The following is an 18,038-nucleotide window of genomic DNA, read 5'->3' on the forward strand; positions in this document are numbered from 1 at the left end:
CAGACAGTCGCTGAGCGACTGCTAGAGCACCGAAACCGCCGCTTCAGCGCAGCGCGTCGGTCAGCCACGGCGTCAACCACTCGACCGCTTCGGGCGTGGGGTGCACACCGTCGCTGCGGATGCGGATGCCGTCGATCCAGTTGGTGTAGCCGCCGTTCGGGCCGAGCTTGCGGTTCAAGTCGAGCACGGTGACGTTCGAGCGGTACTTGACGGCGCTGCGCAGCAACGCGTTCCAGTCGTCGACCCGATCGGGATCGTCCTCCGGATACAGGCTGCCGTCGCGCTTCTCGGCGCGGCGGTTGTAGGGCTCGGTGGTGACGACGACGCGCGCGCCGGTCGAGGACAGGATGTCGAGCGCGCGGTTGAGTTCGGCGCGCAGATAGGCGTCGTACGTCGGCTCGCCGATGTGGGTCCACACGCCTTCGTTCATCCGGTCGACGACTTCCCACCGGCCCACGATCAGCAGCACCACGTCGGGCCGGTCATGGTTGACCCGCTCCGCCCACCTGCTCGGCCACGAATCGCACGCGGGCTTCTGGTTCAGCGTCTGACCGACGTAGCGGTACGGCCCGCCGCGCGCGATGCCGCATCCGATCGTCGTGTAGTCGGTGAATCTGAGCCCCGGTGTCTCCGGCAGGTAGCGCATCAACGTCCACGCCACCGAGTCGCCGAACACCGCCACGGTCCTGGTGTTCGGATCGCGGCTGGTGTGGCGCTGCACCTGGATCGGCACCTCCGGTGCGACCAGCGCCGCGGAGTCGATGCTCGGGTCCTCCATCGGCGGCCCTGTCGGCACGCCGACGGGCAACACGCTCATCGTGATCACCGCGGCGGTCGCCGCCGTCGCGCCGGCCAACGGCAGCATCGGCACGATCACGGGCCGCCAGCGCCGTATGGGCTGCTCGAGCAACCACCACGACAGCGCCGCGACCGCCAGCGTCGTCACACACCGCAGTGCGAACAACGACCAGCCGGACCATCCGGTGCGTTCGCCGTTGAGCGCCAGGAAGATCGGCCAGTGCCACAGGTAGACGCCGTAGGAGATCGCGCCGAGCCAGACCAGCGGCCGCCACGCCAGCACGCGCGCGACCGGCCCTTCCTGATCCATCGCCACCGCACCGATCACGCAGGCGGCGGCGAGCGCGACGACGATCAGCAGACCCTTGCGGAAATCGCCGGCGCTGCCGGTCGCCATGTGCACCGCGAATCCCAGGACGACGACACCGACGACGGACACCGCGCGGGCGACCCCGCGCAGCCACCGCGTCCTGATCACCGGCCCGGCGAGCGTCACCGTGGTCCAGTCCCGCACCAGCAGGGCCGCCGTCGCCGCGCCGACCAGCAGCGCCTGTGCGCGGGTGTCGGTGCCGAAGTAGATCCGGTTCAGCGTCCCCTCGTCGACGAAGACGATCGCCGCCGCCGCCGAGGCGATCGCCCCAGTGCCGGCGACGCCCAGAACCGCCCATCGCAGATGGGTCGGGTCGCGACGACAGAAGACGAACGCGACGGCGATCAGCATCAGCGGCCACAGCAGGTAGTACTGCTCCTCGACCCCCAGCGACCAGGTGTGCTGCAGCGCCGAGGGTGGTGCCCCCTGGGAGAAGTAGTCGGTGCGCTGGGCGACGAACGCCCAGTTGGCCACCCAGAAGAACGAGGCGACAGCGTCGTCGCGCAGGTTCGCGATCGCCTCCGTCGAGAAGAACTCCCGCGCCGCCACCACCGCGAGCACCATCACCAGCAGGGCGGGCAGGAGCCTGCGGGCGCGACGTATCCAGAAGTCGCGCAGCCGGATTCGCCCGGTGCGGGCGTGCTCGTCGAGCAGCAGCGAGGTGATCAGGAAGCCGCTGAGCACGAAGAACACGTCGACGCCGAGGAAGCCGCCGTCCACGCCGGGGATGCCGCCGTGATCGGCGAGCACGAGTGCGACGGCGACGGCGCGAATGCCGTCGAGGGCGGGGATCTCGCCACGCCGACGCGCACGCGAGGAGGGATGTACTGACAGCGGGCGGCGATCAGCGGGCGCGACGGAGCGACGCGCGTTCACTTGCGAAATCTTGCCCGTGCGAGCGGACGTGCCGCGGCAGGCGCGGCGGCGTGTCGACCTACTTCGTCAGTGCGATGTATTTCACCTCGAGGTACTCCTCGATGCCCTCGAAGCCGCCCTCGCGCCCGAAGCCGGACTCCTTGATGCCGCCGAACGGCGCCGCCGGGTCGGAGACGACGCCACGGTTGATGCCGACAATGCCGGACTCGATGCCTTCGGCGACGCGCAGCGCGCGGTCCAGCGACTGCGTGTAGATGTAAGCCGCCAGCCCGTACTCGGTGTCGTTGGCTGCGGCGAGACCCTCCTCCTCGGTGTCGAATCCGGTGATCGGCGCGACGGGCCCGAACACTTCCTCCTTGAGGATCCGGGCGTCGGCGGGCACGTCCGCCAGCACCGTGGCCGGATAGAAGTTGCCCGGCCCGCCGGGCGCCACCCCGCCGACGGCGACCTTCGCACCGCGCGAAACCGCGTCGGAGACCAGGTCCTCGACCGTGGCGACCTGTTTGGCGTTGATCAGCGGTCCCAGCGTGGCCGACTCGTCGATTCCCTTGCCGAGGGTGAACTCGCTCATCCGCTTGACCAGCTTTTCGGTGAACTCCTCGCGCACCGAGTTCGCGACGTGGAAGCGGTTGGCCGCGGTGCAGGCCTCCCCGCCGTTGCGCATCTTGGCCAGCACGGCGCCCTCGACGGCGGCGTCGACGTCGGCGTCGTCGAACACCACGAACGGGGCGTTGCCGCCCAGCTCCATCGACGTGCGCAGCAGTTTGTCGGCGGACTGTTTGACCAGCGCCTTCCCGACGCCGGTGGAACCGGTGAAGGTCAGCTTGCGCAGCCGGCCGTCGTCGATCAGCGCGGCGGTGACGTCGCCGGGGTTCTTCGTCGGCAGCACCGACAGCACGCCCTTGGGCAGGCCGGCCTCGTCCATCAGCTTGGCCAGCAGCAGCATGGTCAGCGGCGTTTCCTGCGCGGGCTTGACGATCATCGTGCACCCGGCGGCGAACGCGGGCCCGATCTTGCGGGTGCCCATCGCCAGCGGGAAGTTCCACGGCGTGATCGCATAGCACGGGCCGACCGGTTGTTTGGTGACCAGCACGCGTCCGCTGCCCGCGGGGCTGGGCGTGTATCGGCCCGCGATGCGCACCGCCTCCTCGGCGAACCAGCGAAAGAACTCGGCGCCGTAGGTGACCTCGCCCATGCTCTCGCGCAGCACCTTGCCCATCTCCAGGGTCATCAGCGTGGCGATGTCCTCGGCGCGTTCGGTGATCTTCTCGAACACCGCGCGCAGAATCTCACCGCGTTCACGCGGAGCGGTGGCGGCCCACTCGGCCTGCACTGCGCAGGCGGCGTCGAGCGCGGCAATCGCATCGTCGGCGGTGGCGTTGGCAACGGAGGTGATCACCGAGTCGTCGGATGGGTCGAGCACATCGAAGGTGGACGAGTCCTCGCGTTCCTCACCGCCGATCCACAGTCCGGTGGGCACTGACGACAGCAGCTTCGCGGTATCCATAACTCTTCTGTACACCTTTGGTCTTTTCGCCGCACTAGGGTCATGTTCATGAATGCCGACCCCGACCAGATACCCGATATCACCTCGACTCCGGCGTGGCAGGCGTTGCAGCGGCATCACGACGAGATCGGCGCGAAACACCTGCGCGAGTTGTTCGACGAGGATCCGGCCCGCGGCACCGAGTTGGCCACGACGGTCGGCGACCTCTACATCGACTACAGCAAGCACCGGGTCACGCGCGAGACGCTGGACCTGCTGGTGGATCTGGCCCGCGCCGCTCGCCTGGAACAGAAACGCGACGCGATGTTCTCCGGCGTGCACATCAACACCTCCGAGGACCGCGCCGTCCTGCATACGGCCTTGCGGTTGCCGCGCGGTGCCGACCTGGTGGTCGACGGGCAGAATGTCGTCGCCGACGTGCACGAGGTGCTCGACAAGATGGGCGACTTCACCGACCGGCTGCGCAGCGGCGAGTGGACCGGCGCGACGGGCGAGGCCATCAAGACCGTCGTCAACATCGGCATCGGCGGGTCGGACCTCGGACCGGCGATGGCCACCCTGGCGTTGCGGCACTACGCCGACGCCGGCATCTCGGCGCGGTTCGTCTCCAACGTCGACCCGGCGGACCTGGTGGCCACGCTCGATGGACTCGACCCTGCCACAACACTTTTCATCGTCGCGTCGAAGACATTTTCGACGCTCGAGACGTTGACCAACGCGACTGCGGCGCGCCGGTGGCTGACCGATGCGCTCGGCGATGCCGCGGTGTCGCGGCACTTCGTGGCGGTCTCGACGAACAAGAAACTGGTCGACGATTTCGGCATCAACACCGAGAACATGTTCGGGTTCTGGGACTGGGTCGGCGGACGGTACTCGGTCGACAGCGCAATCGGTTTGAGCGTCATGGCCGTGATCGGCCGCGAGCGGTTCGCCGAATTCCTGTCCGGCTTCCACATCGTCGACGAGCACTTCCGCACGGCGCCGCTGGAATCGAATGCGCCGGTACTGCTCGGTCTGATCGGGCTCTGGTACAACGAGTTCTTCGGCGCGGAAACCCGTGCGGTGCTGCCCTATTCGAATGACCTGGCCCGCTTCGCCGCTTATCTGCAGCAGCTGACGATGGAGTCCAACGGCAAGTCGGTGCGCGCCGACGGTACGCCGGTCACCACGAGCACCGGTGAGATCTTCTGGGGCGAGCCGGGAACGAACGGCCAGCACGCGTTCTATCAACTGCTGCATCAGGGCACGCGTCTGGTGCCGTCCGACTTCATCGCGTTCTCCCAACCGACCGACGACCTGCCGACCGCAGATGGCAAAGGCAGCATGCATGACCTGTTGATGAGCAACTTCTTCGCGCAGACGCAGGTGCTCGCATTCGGCAAGACCGCCGAGGAGATCGCCGCAGAAGGCACACCGTCTAAGGTGGTGCCGCACAAGGTGATGCCGGGGAACCGGCCCACCACGTCCATCCTCGCCACGCAACTGACCCCGTCGGTGCTCGGACAGTTGATCGCACTGTACGAGCACCAGGTGTTCACCGAGGGAGTCATCTGGGGTATCGACTCGTTCGATCAGTGGGGTGTCGAACTCGGCAAGACGCAGGCCAAGGCGCTGCTTCCGGTCATCACCGCCGACGGCTCTCCCCCCGAACAGTCGGACTCGTCGACCGACGCGTTGGTGCGCAGATACCGCAGCGAGCGCGGCCGATCCGCCTGACTCAGCGTGCGGCGCGGGCCTTCACGAACGAGCGCACACCAACGATCAGGTACACCAGCAGCAGAACGAACATGATGGTGCTGGTGATGACGGCTGCGGGTCGCTCGGCCGTGCCCGCGAACACATCGCCGAGACCGAACACGTTGCGTAGCGCACCGAGCGCTGCGAGCAGCGCGATCGCCAGAGCAGCGTGCGTCGCGTGCTGGCGTGCGCGGTCGGAGCGACGTCCGATGAGCGCGGCGATGAGCAGCAGGACGCCGACGAATGCCGGAATCAGCGCGGTGATGCTGACCGCTCCGCTGGCGATGTACGCGATCACCCCTGTCGCGACGAGCAGTCCTCCGGTCCAGGTGGTCAGGGCGAGCATCGGGATCCTTTCTACGACTGTCGCCGACGACTCTACCGACGCAGGGTTTCTCAACGCGGTTCAGGCGTCGGGCTGGTCTCTATCCACGCGGTAGTGCGGATTCATACGTGACACGCCTCGACGCCGGAGTAAACCGCACGGTCGGCGTGGAGGCCGTGCCCCCACAGAAAGCGACGCGGCGCACGCTCGGCGAGGAGCGTGCGCCGCGTGGCTGACTAGTGGTTACGGGGCGGGGATGTTGATGCAGCCGACATTCGGCAGGCAACCGCTCGCGCCGCCGGGGCCGGCAGTCCCACCGGGTCCGTTCGGAGCCAGCGACCCGCTTGCGCCGCCGGGTCCGGCCGTACCGCCGGGGCCACCGGGGATCACTCCCGAGGCGCCGCCACCGTCAGCGGTGCCTTGGGGACCACCGGGAACGTTCACGTTCGCGCCGCCGCCGGGAGAGGCGTCGATGTTGCCGGTTACGGCGCACGGAGTGCCGTCGGCATTCAGACACGGAGGGGGTGCCGGCTGCGCACCGGTCACCGGCGCGACGGCGATCGCAACTGCCGCGGCGCCCGAGAACATCAGGGGCATCATCTTCGTCAGTTTTACGTTCATGTCGTAACGGCTACCACGTCAGCGGATTACTGAAACCTTCAAACTATTCCGCCGGATGAGGCTCCGGTCACAGCCTTCCGACCTGTTTCAGCCCGGAAACGGTGTCCGCCAGCGTTTCCTGCGGATCGCGGTACGAGATGCCCAGCTCGGTCTCGCTGGGTGAATCGTCAGACGAGGGCATCTGCGTGTAGTACTGCATCGCAGCGGCGGTGACCGGCGCGTCGAAGGGCAACAACGGGCCAACTACGTCGACCACCCTCCCGATGTTGCGCAACACCGTGTCCGGCACCGGGTACACCCGCAGCGACTTGTTCGCCGCCTTCCCGATCATCGACGCCAAGTCGGCGATCGGAACGCGCTTGCCGCCGGCCATGTATCGGCGTGGCCCCTTACCGGGTTCGAGCAACGCCGCATGCAACTTGGCCAGGTCTCGGACGTCGACCACGATCCATGCGGCGCCGCGGCCCGGCACCCCACGCATCTGGACCGCTGCTTGAACACCTTCTGCCGCTTCACCGAACTGGTTACCCGCCGGCGGCCCCAGCACCATGCCCGGATACGTGATGCTCACCGGCGCACCCGCATCCTGTAGGCCCCGCGCGTACTTCTCCACCTCCGCCTTGGACTTCCCATAGCCGTCGGTTCCTCCCACGACCGGAAGATCGGCATGCAGCACACTGCAATTCGGGTTGAACAATGCCGTGAAGCTCGACACGTGGATGATCGGGTCCAGACCACGCTCGGCAGCCACACCGAGCACGTTGTGGGCACCGTCGAGGTTGGTCCGCAGCATCTTGTCGGCCTGCCGGGGGTCGACTGAAACCATTGCCGCGGAGTGGATTACGGCATCACAGCCGTCCATAGCCGCCGCCGTCGACTCAGCGTCGGCGATGTCGCCGACGGCGTAGTCGTCGGTCGCGACACCGATCTGCGCGGCGCTCGTCTGCAACCGTGCCGGATCGCGGACCAGGAACCTCACCTGATGACCCGCTTCGGCCACGGCCTTCGCCGTCCACGCCCCGACAAAACCGGTACCCCCGGTCAACAGCACCCTCATCGATAACCTCCTCCAGGAACTAGCGCTGCGGGTTCCCCCAAGCGCCGTCCTCTACACGGAGGCCTACGCGAACGGCTTGGTCAGCCGCGGCGGCAGCACCCGCAGCACCCGGACCAGCGGGGCCCACGGCCACCACGGAACAGCCGCGCGACCGCTTTCCCGTTCGATCACCGCGACCATCGCCCGGACGCCGGTTTCGTTGTCCACCATCAACGACGTCGACTCGGATTTGGCCGTCATCTCGGACTCGATGTAACCCGGTTCGAGCACCGTGACCTTGATGGGTCCGCGCGCGTACTCCGCGCGCAGGGACTCCCCGAGCGACGACACGCCGGCTTTGCTGGCGGCGTAGGCGGCCTTGACGCCGGGCACGCCCTTGTTACCGAGAACCGACGAAACCAGCACCAGGTGTCCGCCGCCGGCCTTCTTGAACATTTCGAGTGTGGTCTCGATCTGAACAAGGGCCGCAACGAGATTCGTTTCGATGGTGGCCTTGTTCGCCCACAGTTTGCCCGAGCCCAGCGGCGCACCCTTGCCGACACCGGCATTGACGATGACGCGGTCGATCCCGCCGAGTTCGTTCCAGAGCTCGGAGAAGACCTTCGGGACCTGCTCGTGATCGTTGACGTCGAGGGCGGCGACAGCGACGTTGATCCCGCGATGCCGCTCGAGCAGCTCGGCCTTGAGCTCATCGAGTCGGTCGACGCGCCGGGCGCACAACGCCAGGTCACGACCCTTCGCGGCAAACGCGCGGGCCATCCCGGCGCCCAACCCGGAGCTCGCGCCGGTGATCAGGATCTTCTGCCGAGTCACCCCGACAGACTAAGCGAGGCGATCGCCGTCAGAATGGCCCCATGGTTCTCCTGCGGACAGCGACATTCCTGCTCGCGGCGCTCTGCGTCGCGCTTCCCCAGGCGGTTGCCGCCGCCCAACCGGGTTCTGACCTGTACCGGTTGGTCGATACCGCCGCGCAGCGCCTGGCCACGGCCGACGCGGTCGCGGCCGCCAAGTGGATCAACGGCGGGCCGATCACGGACCGCCGGCGCGCCGATGCGGTTCTGGATGGGGTGGCCGCCGACGCCTCCGCGCGCGGCATCGACCAAGGGTATGTGCGCGCGATCTTCGCCGACCAGATCGATGCCACCGAGGGCGTCCAGTACACCCGGTTCGGCCAGTGGAAATTCGACCCCGCCACCGCGCCCAGCACCGCACCGGACCTCTCCGAGACACGTTCGCAGATCGACGAGTTCAACAAGGTCATGGTCGACGAGGTTGCGCGGCAGTGGAATTCGCTGCGCGCACCGAACTGCTCGGCCATGCGGGCGGATGCGACAGCTGCCGTCGCCGACGCCCGCCGGCTGGACCCGCTCTACCGGCACGCGTTGTCGGCGGCCACCCGATCGTACTGTCGGGCCGGTTGAACCGACGTAGGATGAACGCATCGACGAACCCCGGAAACGACCCCGCCAGAACCGGTCCCGAGACACCGTGGAGGTGCTGCTCGAGGCCGCGGCTCAGGTGTTCAATCGCGAAGGCCTGAAGGCAACGACGAACCGCATCGCCGATCGCGCCGGCGTGTCGATCGGCAGCCTTTACCAGTACTTTCCGAACAAGCACGCGTTGATCCGCGCGTTGGCCGAACGCCACGTCAACGAAGCGCGAGCGCGCATGGATGCGGTCTTCAAGCGGCTGCGTGACGAGGAGCCGCCGTTCGAGGAGTCGATGCGCATGATCCTCGAGGCGGTCGTCGACCTGCACCGCGACCGTCCGGGTCTGCACCGGCTCATGCACCGCCTCGAACCGCGCCTACCGTCCGACCTCGACGCACTGCGGTCGTTCGAGGACGACATCTCCGGCGAGGTGGCCTACCTCCTGGGCCGGTGTGGCCGCGGCGGCGTTGACACCGAATTGACCGCCCAGACCGTGGTTCACGCGGTCGACGCACACCTTCACCGGGTGATGACCGGCCGCGAAATGGACGTCGAGCAGCTGGTGGCGCTGGTGGACCGGCTGGCGCCGCCGTCCTAGCGCCCGCTTTCCGCCGAACCGAACAGCACGTCGTCGCGAACCGCGCGTAACGTCTCCACCAACTGGGTCAGGCCAGGTTCCTCGATCGGGTAGTGTCCGCAGTTCTCCAGCAGCACAAGCGATGTCGGCCCGGTGATGCGATCCAGGAACCGGATGCTCAGTTGCGGCGGGGTCCAGCGGTCCGCCGCCGGGTGCACCAGGGTGACGGGTGCCGCGCGGAACGCTTCGGGTGCCGCATGCCGGAAGTTCAACCAGCTACTGAGGAATCCGAGCGGGACCCGCACGCCGCCGCCTTTGGGATCGGTGGCACACAGCCGGGTCAACTCCGGGTCGAGGCTCATGTGGTTCATGTCGACCAGCCATCGGATCGGCACCCGGATGCCGCCGAACAACGGGTCGACCGCCTTCGTCAACGCCGGCGCGATGGACCCTGTTGCCGACGTGCGCGCGGCCGCCCGTCGGGCGTCGGGATCGGCGGGATCGAGCAGACAGGTCACCACGACGTGCGCGACTTCGCCTGTGCGCGAGGCCACCTCGTAGGCCATCATCCCGCCCATGCTGGCGCCCAACAGGACGAGCGGTCGCCGGTCGTCGGCGCGTTCGGCGGTGACGAGATCGGTGAGCATGTCCAGCCAGTCCGGATAGCGGACCGATCCTGGATCCGGCTCGACGGTATCGCCGTAGAGCGGCATGTCCGGGGCGAGCACTTCGACCCCCTCACGTGCGGCGGCCGCCGCGATCGGCCACAGCGCACCCGAGTAACCGCCACCGCCATGGATGACCATCAGCCGCATGGCGGCGTCCGGCGCGCTGGCACGCGCGACATGGATTCTGCGGCCACGCCAGGTCCACCAGGTCGACGTCGGGTCGATCGGCGGATCGGCGCGGTGGCGCGCCGGGATGAACGATGCGTATCTGGCGTATTCCATGGCTATTAGCGTCAGCCGACGATCATCGGCTGACAACTCGCGTTAGCGGGCCGGTCTGCCTGCACCGACGCGCGGCTGCTCACATTTACTTCAGCAGTCGCGACAGTCGCCGGTCGGCGAGCACCTTGCCGCCTGTCTGACAGGTCGGGCAGTACTGGAAAGACTTGTCGGCGAACGACACTTCGCGCACGGTGTCCCCGCACACCGGGCACGGCAGGCCGGTTCTGGCGTGCACTCGCAGCCCGGAGCGCTTCTCGCCCTTGAGCGTCGCGGCCTGCTGCCCGACCGAGCGGGTCACCGCATCGGAGAGCACACCGACCATCGCGTCGTGCAGCGCTGACAGTTGTGCGTCGGTCAACTTGGCCGCCGTCGCGAACGGCGAGATCCGCGCGACGTGCAGGATCTCGTCGCTGTAGGCATTGCCGATCCCCGCGATCACCTTCTGGTCGGTGATCACCGTCTTGATCCGGCCGCTGTTGCCCGCGAGCAGGCTTGCGAGGTCGTCGGGTCCGAGCGACAGCGCGTCGGGACCCAGCGTGGCGATGCCGGGCACCTTGGTCGGATCGTCGACGACCCACACCGCGAGCCGCTTCTGGGTGCCGGCCTCGGTGAGGTCGAAGCCTGCCCCGGCGCCCGGAGTCCCGAGGTGCACGCGCAAGGCGATCGGCCCCTTGCCCGGCTTCAGTGGCGCGGCGGCCAGCTTGTCCGACCAGCGCAGCCAGCCGGCCCGCGACAGGTGGGTGATCAGGTGCAGATCGCCGGCTTGCAGCCCTAGGTATTTGCCCCACCGATTGGCGTCTGTGACGGTTCGACCGTGCAGCGCTGAGATCGGCGGGTCGAACGTCTTGAGCACCGAGAACGCCGAAACGTCGATGCGAGCCACCGTGTGGCCGACGGCATGGCGGCGCAGGTGGTCGGCGAGTGCTTCGACTTCCGGTAGTTCGGGCATGGTTCCAGTGTGCCGGTCATTCGCGTCGCGCGGCACCGCCGGTGAGCACCGACAGCAGCCAGCTCACGACGGACAGCACGATCGCGGCCCAGATCGCCGTCCACCAGAAGTCGTCTATGTAGAGCCCCCAGTGCGTGGTGTGCTCGGTGATCCATGACGTGATCCACAACATCAACGCGTTGATGACGACGTGGATCAATCCGAGAGTGAGTATGTAGAGCGGGATCGAGATGATCTGCACGATCGGTTTGATGAACGCGTTGACCAGACCGAAGATCACCGCGACGACAAAGATGATGCCGACTTCCTGCAGTCGCGAGTCGGCCCCCACGAACCTGATTCCGGGAACAACCAGTGTCACCACCCACAGCGCCAGACCGGTCAACGCGGCCCGCAGGAGAAACGCCATCGCATCAGCCTAAACCAGCCGACGCACCGGAGGCGCAGCCGTGAATTTCATCAGGGTGGACATCTGGTCGGCGCGACGATCTTCGTTCTCGCCCGTCCCTGCCCGATGTGCCGACCACCCGCGACGACTATGCGCGCTACTACGTGAACGATCGAAAGTACTTCGAGCTCAACACGTTCTACGACGAGTTCGCCAAGAACTGGGCGCAGCGACGGCTGCCGGTTGTGGATGCAGCGCAACGATGCCGGACGCCCCTGGTTCGGCCCAGTAGCGCTCTTAAGTGGTTTCTTGCACGCACCCGATGCGTGCGATCAACCAATTAAGCACCTCCGGTCGCCGACCGCAGCAGATAGGTGTCCATGATCCAGCCGTGACGGGCCCGCGCGTCGGCGCGCACCCGGGCGATCTCGTCGCCGACGTCACCGACGGCGCCCGACACCAGCAACTCGTCGGGAGTGCCGAGATACGCCCCCCACCAGATGCGGGTGTCGGGCGGACACGTCAGGAACGAGCAGTCGGCGTCGAGCATCACGACCGCGCTTCCGGTCAGGCCGCGGTCGCGCAGTTGTCTGCCGGTGGTGATCAGCACCGGTTCGCCGACGTCGTTGAGCGGGATGCGATGTCGCGCGGTGAGCGCCTGGATCGCGGTGATGCCGGGGATGACGTCGTAGTCGATGTCGACGTGAGTCGCGACGGTGTCGAGAATGCGCAGTGTGCTGTCGTACAGCGACGGATCGCCCCACGCCAGGAAGCCGCCAACGCCGTCGGGTGCGAGTTCGGCCTCGATCGCGTCGGCCCACAGCCGCGCCCGAGCGGCGTGCCAGTCGGCCACCGCCTTCCGGTACGCCGGCCCGTCGGCAGCCTCCCTGACCCGCGGCGGGTCGCGCAGTTCGACGAACCGGTATCCGGGCTCGCGGATGAAGCGATGGCAGATGTGCCGTCGCAGCGCCACCAGGTCGTCTTTCGCGGACCCCTTGTCCATGACGAAGAACACCTGCGTGTCGTTGAGCGCGGTCACCGCTTGGGCCGTGACGTGGTCGGGGTCGCCCGCGCCGATGCCGATGACGTGAATTCGACGGGTCACGCCCGCGAGTATGCCTTCAGTATTTGCGGCCGCGCGAAAGTCGGAGCCGCCTGGCCCGCTTGGCGTCCTTCTTCTCGGCGGCCTCTTCCTTGCGGATGTTGTGGTCGTCCTTGGGCGGCAACTGCAACTCGTGCTCGGCGGGCAGACCGGCCTGCAGTTGGCGGCCTCGCTCGACCTCGGCGTCCACCTCCGCGCCGAACAGCAGGGCCAGGTTCGTGATCCACAACCACAGCAGGAACACGATGACGCCGGCCAACGCGCCGTACGTCTTGTTGTAGCTGCCGAAGTTGGCCACGTAGAGCCCGAATGCCAGCGACGCGAGCAGCCACACGACGATCGCAAGCGCCGCGCCGCCGCTGATCCATCGGAATTTCGGCTGCTGGACGTTGGGTGTGACGTAGTACAGGATCGCGACCGCAATCACGACGAAGAGCAGGATCAGCGGCCACCGAACCACGTTCCACGCCGTGACCGCCGCATCGCCCAACCCGATCGCATCGCCGAGCGCCTGGGCCACCGGTCCGCTGACCGCCAGCATGAACACCACCGCGGCCGCCATCACCAGACCGATCAGCGTCAGCACCAGCTGCACCGGACGCAGTTTCCACACCGGTCGGCCCTCGTCGATCTCGTAGATGCGGTTCATCGCGCGGCCGAATGCGCCGATGTAACCCGACGCTGTCCACAACGCACCCACGATGCCCGCCACCAGCGCGAATCCGGCTGTCGGCGCGTTGACGAGTTGTTCGATCGTCGGCCGCAGGGTGTCCAGCGCCGACGCGGGCGCCACATCCGAGGCGATGTCGAGCAGCGCATCGACCGTGCGCCTGCCCTGCCCGAACACGCCCAACAGCGACACCATGACAACCAGCGCGGGGAAGATCGACAACACCGCGTAGTAGGTCAGCGCCGCGGCCAGGTCCGTGCACTCGTCCTTCTGGAATTCGCGCACCGCCTTGCGCATCGAATACAGCAGGGACGGTCGGGTGAGATCGGTCGGCGACTCGGGTTTGCGGGGATCATCCGGGTCAGGAGCCGCAGCGGTCCTGTCGTCCTCGTCGGTTCGCATACCACCCGATACCCGGGACCGTGTCCGGCAAACGCAACCGTTACCGAGAGTATGCGGTACCGCCGGTATTGACATACCTCCGCGGCCTACTTACCTTGAAGCCATGAGGACGCCGGTCAGCAGCTCCCGTCCGACGCGCGAAAACTTCGCCGACCGCCTGCTCAAGGGCTCGGCCAAGAAGTCGTATGCACCCACCGTCGACATCGACTGGGATGCGCCGCTGGACCCCGACAAGTTCTTTCTGCCGCCGCGCACCGTGACCCTCTACGGCACGCCGATCTGGGACGCCATGACCCGCGAACAGCAGATCGAGCTGTCCCGTCAGGAATTGGTGAACATTCTGTCGGCGGGCATCTGGTTCGAGAACATCCTGAATCAGGCGCTGTTGCGCGATCTGATGCACAGGGATGTGACCGCGGCCTCGACGCACTACTCGCTGACCGAACTCGGCGACGAGACGCGCCACATGGTCATGTTCGGCAAGGTCATCGAGCGGATCGGCGCAGATCCGGTGCAGCCCCGCCGCTACCAGCGGATGATCATCAACGCGCTGCCGCTGCTGTTTCGCGGACCGATCCTGTGGGGCGCGGCGCTGGTCGGCGAGGAGATCTTCGATGCGCTGCAGCGCCAGATTCTGGAGGATCCCGACCTGCAGCCGATCGTGTTGCGTCTCATGCGCATCCATGTGACGGAGGAGGCACGCCACATCCAGTACGCGCGCGACGGATTGCGCCGGACGAGGCCACACATGGGTCGTGTCCAGCGGTTCGTGCTGAGCAACCTGCACGGGGTCGGTGGGCCCTTCTACCGCTACCTGCTGACCATTCCCGTCCCGTACCAGCGCATCGGGCTCGACCCCCGTGCGGCGCGGCGGATCGCACGGGCCAACAAGCACCATCGCGATGTCAAAGTTGCCGGTTTCGCACCGCTGGCAGCCTTCTTCGAAGAGGTCGGGCTGATGGGACCGATCGGCCGCCGGATGTGGCGGCGCAGCGGGTTCCTATCTCGATGAGCGAGGTGTACGACGGCGTCGCGGCCGTACGGATGCACGAGGAGGATCATGGCGTACGGGTGCGCCTGACCGGTCACTTCGACCCGATCGACGGCCGATACCACTGGCGCGGAATGGTTTTCGATCTGGCCTCCGATATGCGACTGCCCCAGACCGTGCACATCTCGATCGGCGACCGCACGGCCGAGGGCCAGCTGACCGAGGTGACGCCGTGGGGCACGCACTGCGTGGCGGGCGTCGGCGCCCCGCCGTACCCCCTGGAGTGCTAGCTCTCCGATTCGCGCTGCGCCTCGACGCGTTCGCGCGCCGCATCACCGTCGGGCTCACCGCCGAGCGCGGCATAAACCTTGTCCGCCTTGGCTTCCGGCATCAGCGGCGGGAGCAACGGGGTCTTCGGAGCGACGACCGCCTCGATCAGGGTCGGCCGGTCGGCTTCGAACGCCTCCTGCCAAGCCCCCGACGCCTGCCCGGACTCGACCACCCGCAACCCCTTCAGCCCGAGCAGTTCGGCGTAGTTGGCATAGGGGAACGACGGGACGTCCTGGGACGCCGAAAACCGCGCGTCCCCCTCCATTTCCCGCTGCTCCCACGAGACCTCGTTCAGATCCCGGTTGTGCAGGACCAGGATCACGAACCGCGGATCGGCCCAATCGCGCCACCGGTCGGCGATCGTGACGAGTTCGAGCAGCCCGCTCATCTGCATGGCGCCATCACCGATCAACGCGACAACCGGGTGCTCCGGTGCATCCAGCTTGGCGGCGATGCCGTACGGCAACGCGCATCCCATCGACGCCAAATAGCCGGACACGTGGGCAGGGACACCTCGCGGCAACCGGAGGTGACGGGCGTACCAGTATGTCGCCGACCCGACGTCGACGGCGACGCGGGCATCGCCCGGTAGGTGCTCGGACAGCTCCCGCACGACGAATTCCGGGTTCGCCGAATCCGATTGGACCTCGGCACGTTGCGCGGCCTCGCGATGCCACTCGCGTGTCCACTTCTCTACCTGCTGCTGCCACTGACGGTCGTTCTTGCGGCGGATCAGGGAAGCCAGTCGCGACAACGTGTCCGCCGCATCGCCGGTCAGCGCAACCTCCACGGGATATTTCGCACCCACGACCCGTGGTTCGATGTCGATCTGCACCGCACGGGCCTGACCGGGCGCCGGATAGAACTCCGTCCACGGGTCGTTGCTGCCGACGATCAGCAACGTGTCGCAATTGGCCATCAGTTCGACGCTCGCCGTCGTACCCAGATGCCCCATCACACCGGTATGCCCCGGCGCCGACTCGTCGAGAACGGGCTTGCCCAGTAGCGACGTCGTCACGCCCGCCCCGAGCACGTCGACGATCCGGTCGACCTCGGCCGCGGCGCCCATGGCGCCACGCCCCACCAGTACGGCGATCTTCTCGCCCTCGTTCAAAAGCTCTGCGGCACGGCCCAGATCGGAATCGCGCGCCACGACGTGCGCGCTGGTGTACACCGCGGCCGATAACACGACACCGTGGCTGTGTTGCGGTTCGTCGGGCATCTCGGCCTTCTGCACGTCGTGCGGCACGATCAAGCATGTCGGGGTGGATGTCGCCAACGCGGTGCGCATGGCGTTGTCCACCGCCATCGGCATCTGCTCCGGCGCGAAGACGGTTTGGACGTACTGTGCGCACACATCCTTGAACAACGCGTGCAGGTCGACCTCTTGGAGATAGCCACTGCCCAGCGCCGTCGACACCACCTGACCGACGATCGCCACCACCGGACGGCGATCCAGCTTCGCGTCGTAGAGGCCCGCGAGCAGATGAATCGCGCCGGGGCCCTGCGTGGCCAGACAGACGCCGACCCCACCGGTGTACTTGGCGTGGCCGCAGGCGGCGAAAGCGGCGAGTTCCTCGTGGCGCGTCGAAACGAACTCCGGGTCACCGGCCCGAGCGAGCGCACCGAGGATGGTGTTGACGCCGTCACCGGCGTAACCGAAGACCCGCTTCGTCCCCCACGCGCGGAGCCGCGCCACCATCGCGTCGGCGACGAGCCCGGTCACTGTCGCCTCGTGCTACTCGGGGTCTTCGTTCGTCAGCGCCTGGAAGCTCTTGGCCTGGCCACGCGCCAGCGCCGCCCGCACCACACCGATCAGCAGACCCTGAATCGCGGCGGCGATGAAGACCTCCCGCGTCGCGCGGCTGAGGTCCTCTGGATCCGGCTCCTCGTCGTCGGGGTGCATCCGCTGCCAGATCTCGGTGAAGATCTTGCCGGCGATGAGCCCGCCCACGACGCTGCTGACCATCGACAGGGGTTTGTATATAGCTTTGGCAGCACTCACGGCGTCCAGATTCCCGGTGCGCCAGTACCTAAACCCCGAACTAGAACACGTTCTAGTATTACCGGGTGCGGTTCACCTATGCCGAAGCCATGACCGACCCGACGTTCTACGTGCCCTTGGCCCAGGCCGCGGAGGCGGCCGGGTACCACGCGATGACGATCGCCGACAGCGTGGCCTACCCGTACGAGTCGGATTCCAAGTACCCCTACACCCCCGACGGCAGCCGCGAATTCCTCGACGGCAAGGCGTTCGTCGAGGCGTTCGTGCTCGCCGGCGCGCTGAGCGCGGTCACCACGACGCTGCGGTTCAACTTCTTCGTCCTCAAGCTGCCCATCCGGCCGCCCGCGCTGGTGGCCAAACAGGCCGGCTCGCTGGCGGCGCTGTTCGGCAACCGCCTCGGCCTGGGTGTCGGCACCAGCCCGTGGCCCGAGGACTACGAACTGATGGGCGTGCCGTTCGCCAGGCGTGGCAAGCGAATGGACGAGTGCATCGAGATCATCAAGGGTCTGACGACGGGGGAGTACTTCGAGTTCCACGGTGAGTTCTACGACATCCCGAAAACGAAGATGACGCCGGCGCCCACCGAGCCGATACCGATACTCATCGGTGGGCACGCGGACGCCGCGCTGAGACGAGCGGCACGCAACGACGGTTGGATGCACGGTGGCGGTGAACCCGAGGAATTGAATCGACTCCTCAAGCAGCTCAAGCAGTTCCGCGAAGAAGAGGACCGCCGCGGCCCGTTCGAGATCCACGTCATCTCCGCCGACGCCTACACACCCGACGGCATCAAACGACTGGAGGACAAGGGCGTTACCGACGTCATCGTCGGATTCCGCGTTCCCTACACCACCGGACCGGACACCGAACCGCTCGACGCAAAGATCCGTCATCTCGAGAAGTTCGCCGAGAAAGTCATCGCCAAGCTTTGAACAGGTGCCCTCGACACTGAC

General features: G+C 67.1%; 19 protein-coding genes and 2 pseudogenes. 7 read left to right on the plus strand and 14 right to left on the minus strand.

Annotated features, from left to right (window positions below; translation table 11 throughout):
* Nucleotides 1-43: 43 nt before the first annotated feature.
* Both AU198_RS21680 and AU198_RS21685 read right to left on the minus strand, forming a co-directional pair.
* Nucleotides 44-2,044: an acyltransferase family protein gene (locus AU198_RS21680; RefSeq protein WP_502689314.1), complete on the minus strand. Its 2,001-nt coding sequence runs from the start codon at nucleotides 2,042-2,044 to the stop codon at nucleotides 44-46.
* Between the two features lie 58 nt (nucleotides 2,045-2,102).
* Nucleotides 2,103-3,551, minus strand: coding sequence for an NAD-dependent succinate-semialdehyde dehydrogenase (locus AU198_RS21685; protein ID WP_064350616.1), 1,449 nt, complete (start codon nucleotides 3,549-3,551; stop codon nucleotides 2,103-2,105).
* A gap of 48 nt (nucleotides 3,552-3,599) precedes the next feature.
* On the opposite strand from AU198_RS21685, the gene pgi reads away from it, so the two are divergent.
* Nucleotides 3,600-5,267 carry a glucose-6-phosphate isomerase gene (gene pgi / locus AU198_RS21690; RefSeq protein ID WP_064350730.1) on the plus strand — a complete coding sequence of 556 codons (1,668 nt, stop codon included), beginning with the start codon at nucleotides 3,600-3,602 and terminating at the stop codon, nucleotides 5,265-5,267.
* 1 nt (nucleotide 5,268) lies between these two features.
* Here the strand turns inward: pgi and AU198_RS21695 are convergent, their stop codons facing one another.
* The 4 genes from AU198_RS21695 to AU198_RS21710 form a co-directional block, all read right to left on the minus strand.
* A complete protein-coding gene (locus tag AU198_RS21695) occupies nucleotides 5,269-5,634 on the minus strand; it encodes a hypothetical protein (RefSeq protein ID WP_064350617.1) in 366 nt (121 codons plus the stop codon).
* A gap of 222 nt (nucleotides 5,635-5,856) precedes the next feature.
* Nucleotides 5,857-6,234, minus strand: coding sequence for a hypothetical protein (locus AU198_RS21700; RefSeq protein WP_064350618.1), 378 nt, complete (start codon nucleotides 6,232-6,234; stop codon nucleotides 5,857-5,859).
* Nucleotides 6,235-6,301: 67 nt separating this feature from the next.
* The gene (locus AU198_RS21705; protein ID WP_064350619.1) at nucleotides 6,302-7,291 is read right to left on the minus strand and encodes an SDR family NAD(P)-dependent oxidoreductase; all 990 of its coding nucleotides are present in this window, start codon (nucleotides 7,289-7,291) and stop codon (nucleotides 6,302-6,304) included.
* 63 nt (nucleotides 7,292-7,354) lie between these two features.
* Nucleotides 7,355-8,104 (minus strand): SDR family oxidoreductase, encoded by a 750-nt coding sequence (locus AU198_RS21710; RefSeq protein ID WP_064350620.1) that lies wholly within the window; start codon nucleotides 8,102-8,104, stop codon nucleotides 7,355-7,357.
* A gap of 41 nt (nucleotides 8,105-8,145) precedes the next feature.
* On the opposite strand from AU198_RS21710, the gene AU198_RS21715 reads away from it, so the two are divergent.
* Together AU198_RS21715 and AU198_RS21720 are read left to right on the plus strand one after the other, a co-directional pair.
* Nucleotides 8,146-8,712, plus strand: coding sequence for a chorismate mutase (locus AU198_RS21715; protein WP_064350621.1), 567 nt, complete (start codon nucleotides 8,146-8,148; stop codon nucleotides 8,710-8,712).
* A 67-nt stretch (nucleotides 8,713-8,779) separates the two neighbouring features.
* A complete protein-coding gene (locus AU198_RS21720; protein ID WP_082691149.1) occupies nucleotides 8,780-9,319 on the plus strand; it encodes a TetR/AcrR family transcriptional regulator in 540 nt (179 codons plus the stop codon).
* On the opposite strand, the gene AU198_RS21725 is transcribed toward AU198_RS21720, so the two are convergent.
* From AU198_RS21725 to AU198_RS21735, 4 genes and pseudogenes are all read right to left on the minus strand, one after another.
* Nucleotides 9,316-10,248, minus strand: coding sequence for an alpha/beta hydrolase (locus tag AU198_RS21725; RefSeq protein WP_064350623.1), 933 nt, complete (start codon nucleotides 10,246-10,248; stop codon nucleotides 9,316-9,318). The genes AU198_RS21720 and AU198_RS21725 overlap by 4 nt on opposite strands.
* A gap of 85 nt (nucleotides 10,249-10,333) precedes the next feature.
* Nucleotides 10,334-10,801 carry a zinc finger domain-containing protein gene (locus AU198_RS26740; protein WP_231744755.1) on the minus strand — a complete coding sequence of 156 codons (468 nt, stop codon included), beginning with the start codon at nucleotides 10,799-10,801 and terminating at the stop codon, nucleotides 10,334-10,336.
* A 153-nt stretch (nucleotides 10,802-10,954) separates the two neighbouring features.
* Nucleotides 10,955-11,197, minus strand: a pseudogene (locus tag AU198_RS26745) (DNA-formamidopyrimidine glycosylase family protein); the annotation flags it as partial.
* 16 nt (nucleotides 11,198-11,213) lie between these two features.
* A complete protein-coding gene (locus AU198_RS21735) occupies nucleotides 11,214-11,606 on the minus strand; it encodes a phage holin family protein (RefSeq protein ID WP_064350624.1) in 393 nt (130 codons plus the stop codon).
* A gap of 60 nt (nucleotides 11,607-11,666) precedes the next feature.
* Between AU198_RS21735 and AU198_RS26750 the strand changes: the two are divergent.
* Nucleotides 11,667-11,830, plus strand: a pseudogene (locus AU198_RS26750) (tRNA-specific adenosine deaminase); the annotation flags it as partial.
* Nucleotides 11,831-11,925: 95 nt separating this feature from the next.
* On the opposite strand, the gene cobF reads toward AU198_RS26750, so the two are convergent.
* Both cobF and AU198_RS21750 read right to left on the minus strand, forming a co-directional pair.
* Complete coding sequence (gene cobF, locus AU198_RS21745; protein ID WP_064350626.1) at nucleotides 11,926-12,690, minus strand: precorrin-6A synthase (deacetylating); 765 nt, start codon at nucleotides 12,688-12,690, stop codon at nucleotides 11,926-11,928.
* Between the two features lie 16 nt (nucleotides 12,691-12,706).
* Complete coding sequence (locus AU198_RS21750; RefSeq protein ID WP_064350627.1) at nucleotides 12,707-13,759, minus strand: YihY/virulence factor BrkB family protein; 1,053 nt, start codon at nucleotides 13,757-13,759, stop codon at nucleotides 12,707-12,709.
* Nucleotides 13,760-13,862: 103 nt separating this feature from the next.
* Between AU198_RS21750 and AU198_RS21755 the strand changes: the two genes are divergently transcribed.
* Together AU198_RS21755 and AU198_RS21760 are read left to right on the plus strand one after the other, a co-directional pair.
* Entirely contained in the window at nucleotides 13,863-14,771 is a 909-nt protein-coding gene (locus tag AU198_RS21755; RefSeq protein WP_064350628.1) for an AurF N-oxygenase family protein, read from the plus strand.
* Nucleotides 14,768-15,040, plus strand: a complete 273-nt coding sequence (locus AU198_RS21760) for a DUF4873 domain-containing protein (protein WP_197416187.1) — start codon at nucleotides 14,768-14,770, stop codon at nucleotides 15,038-15,040. Before AU198_RS21755 ends, AU198_RS21760 begins: the two co-directional genes overlap by 4 nt.
* On the opposite strand, the gene AU198_RS21765 is transcribed toward AU198_RS21760, so the two are convergent.
* Together AU198_RS21765 and AU198_RS21770 are read right to left on the minus strand one after the other, a co-directional pair.
* On the minus strand, nucleotides 15,037-16,806 hold the full coding sequence (locus tag AU198_RS21765; RefSeq protein WP_064350630.1) for a thiamine pyrophosphate-requiring protein: 1,770 nt from the start codon (nucleotides 16,804-16,806) through the stop codon (nucleotides 15,037-15,039). The genes AU198_RS21760 and AU198_RS21765 overlap by 4 nt on opposite strands.
* Before the next feature lie 12 nt (nucleotides 16,807-16,818).
* The gene (locus tag AU198_RS21770) at nucleotides 16,819-17,085 is read right to left on the minus strand and encodes a DUF4235 domain-containing protein (protein ID WP_064350631.1); all 267 of its coding nucleotides are present in this window, start codon (nucleotides 17,083-17,085) and stop codon (nucleotides 16,819-16,821) included.
* Between the two features lie 65 nt (nucleotides 17,086-17,150).
* Between AU198_RS21770 and AU198_RS21775 the strand changes: the two genes are divergently transcribed.
* Nucleotides 17,151-18,017, plus strand: coding sequence for a TIGR03619 family F420-dependent LLM class oxidoreductase (locus tag AU198_RS21775; protein WP_064350632.1), 867 nt, complete (start codon nucleotides 17,151-17,153; stop codon nucleotides 18,015-18,017).
* Nucleotides 18,018-18,038: the final 21 nt, after the last annotated feature.

The organism is Mycobacterium sp. GA-1199 (assembly GCF_001500045.1).
Classification (GTDB): domain Bacteria; phylum Actinomycetota; class Actinomycetes; order Mycobacteriales; family Mycobacteriaceae; genus Mycobacterium.

What these genes read in the sequence shown, in the direction of transcription:
- AU198_RS21685 (WP_064350616.1), bottom strand. Translation starts at nt 3,551, where the DNA reads ATGGATACCGCGAAGCTGCTGTCGTCAGTGCCCACCGGACTGTGGATC.
- pgi (WP_064350730.1), top strand. Translation starts at nt 3,600, where the DNA reads ATGAATGCCGACCCCGACCAGATACCCGATATCACCTCGACTCCGGCG.
- AU198_RS21695 (WP_064350617.1), bottom strand. Translation starts at nt 5,634, where the DNA reads ATGCTCGCCCTGACCACCTGGACCGGAGGACTGCTCGTCGCGACAGGG.
- AU198_RS21700 (WP_064350618.1), bottom strand. Translation starts at nt 6,234, where the DNA reads ATGAACGTAAAACTGACGAAGATGATGCCCCTGATGTTCTCGGGCGCC.
- AU198_RS21705 (WP_064350619.1), bottom strand. Translation starts at nt 7,291, where the DNA reads ATGAGGGTGCTGTTGACCGGGGGTACCGGTTTTGTCGGGGCGTGGACG.
- AU198_RS21715 (WP_064350621.1), top strand. Translation starts at nt 8,146, where the DNA reads ATGGTTCTCCTGCGGACAGCGACATTCCTGCTCGCGGCGCTCTGCGTC.
- AU198_RS21725 (WP_064350623.1), bottom strand. Translation starts at nt 10,248, where the DNA reads ATGGAATACGCCAGATACGCATCGTTCATCCCGGCGCGCCACCGCGCC.
- AU198_RS21735 (WP_064350624.1), bottom strand. Translation starts at nt 11,606, where the DNA reads ATGGCGTTTCTCCTGCGGGCCGCGTTGACCGGTCTGGCGCTGTGGGTG.
- AU198_RS21750 (WP_064350627.1), bottom strand. Translation starts at nt 13,759, where the DNA reads ATGCGAACCGACGAGGACGACAGGACCGCTGCGGCTCCTGACCCGGAT.
- AU198_RS21755 (WP_064350628.1), top strand. Translation starts at nt 13,863, where the DNA reads ATGAGGACGCCGGTCAGCAGCTCCCGTCCGACGCGCGAAAACTTCGCC.
- AU198_RS21760 (WP_197416187.1), top strand. Translation starts at nt 14,768, where the DNA reads ATGAGCGAGGTGTACGACGGCGTCGCGGCCGTACGGATGCACGAGGAG.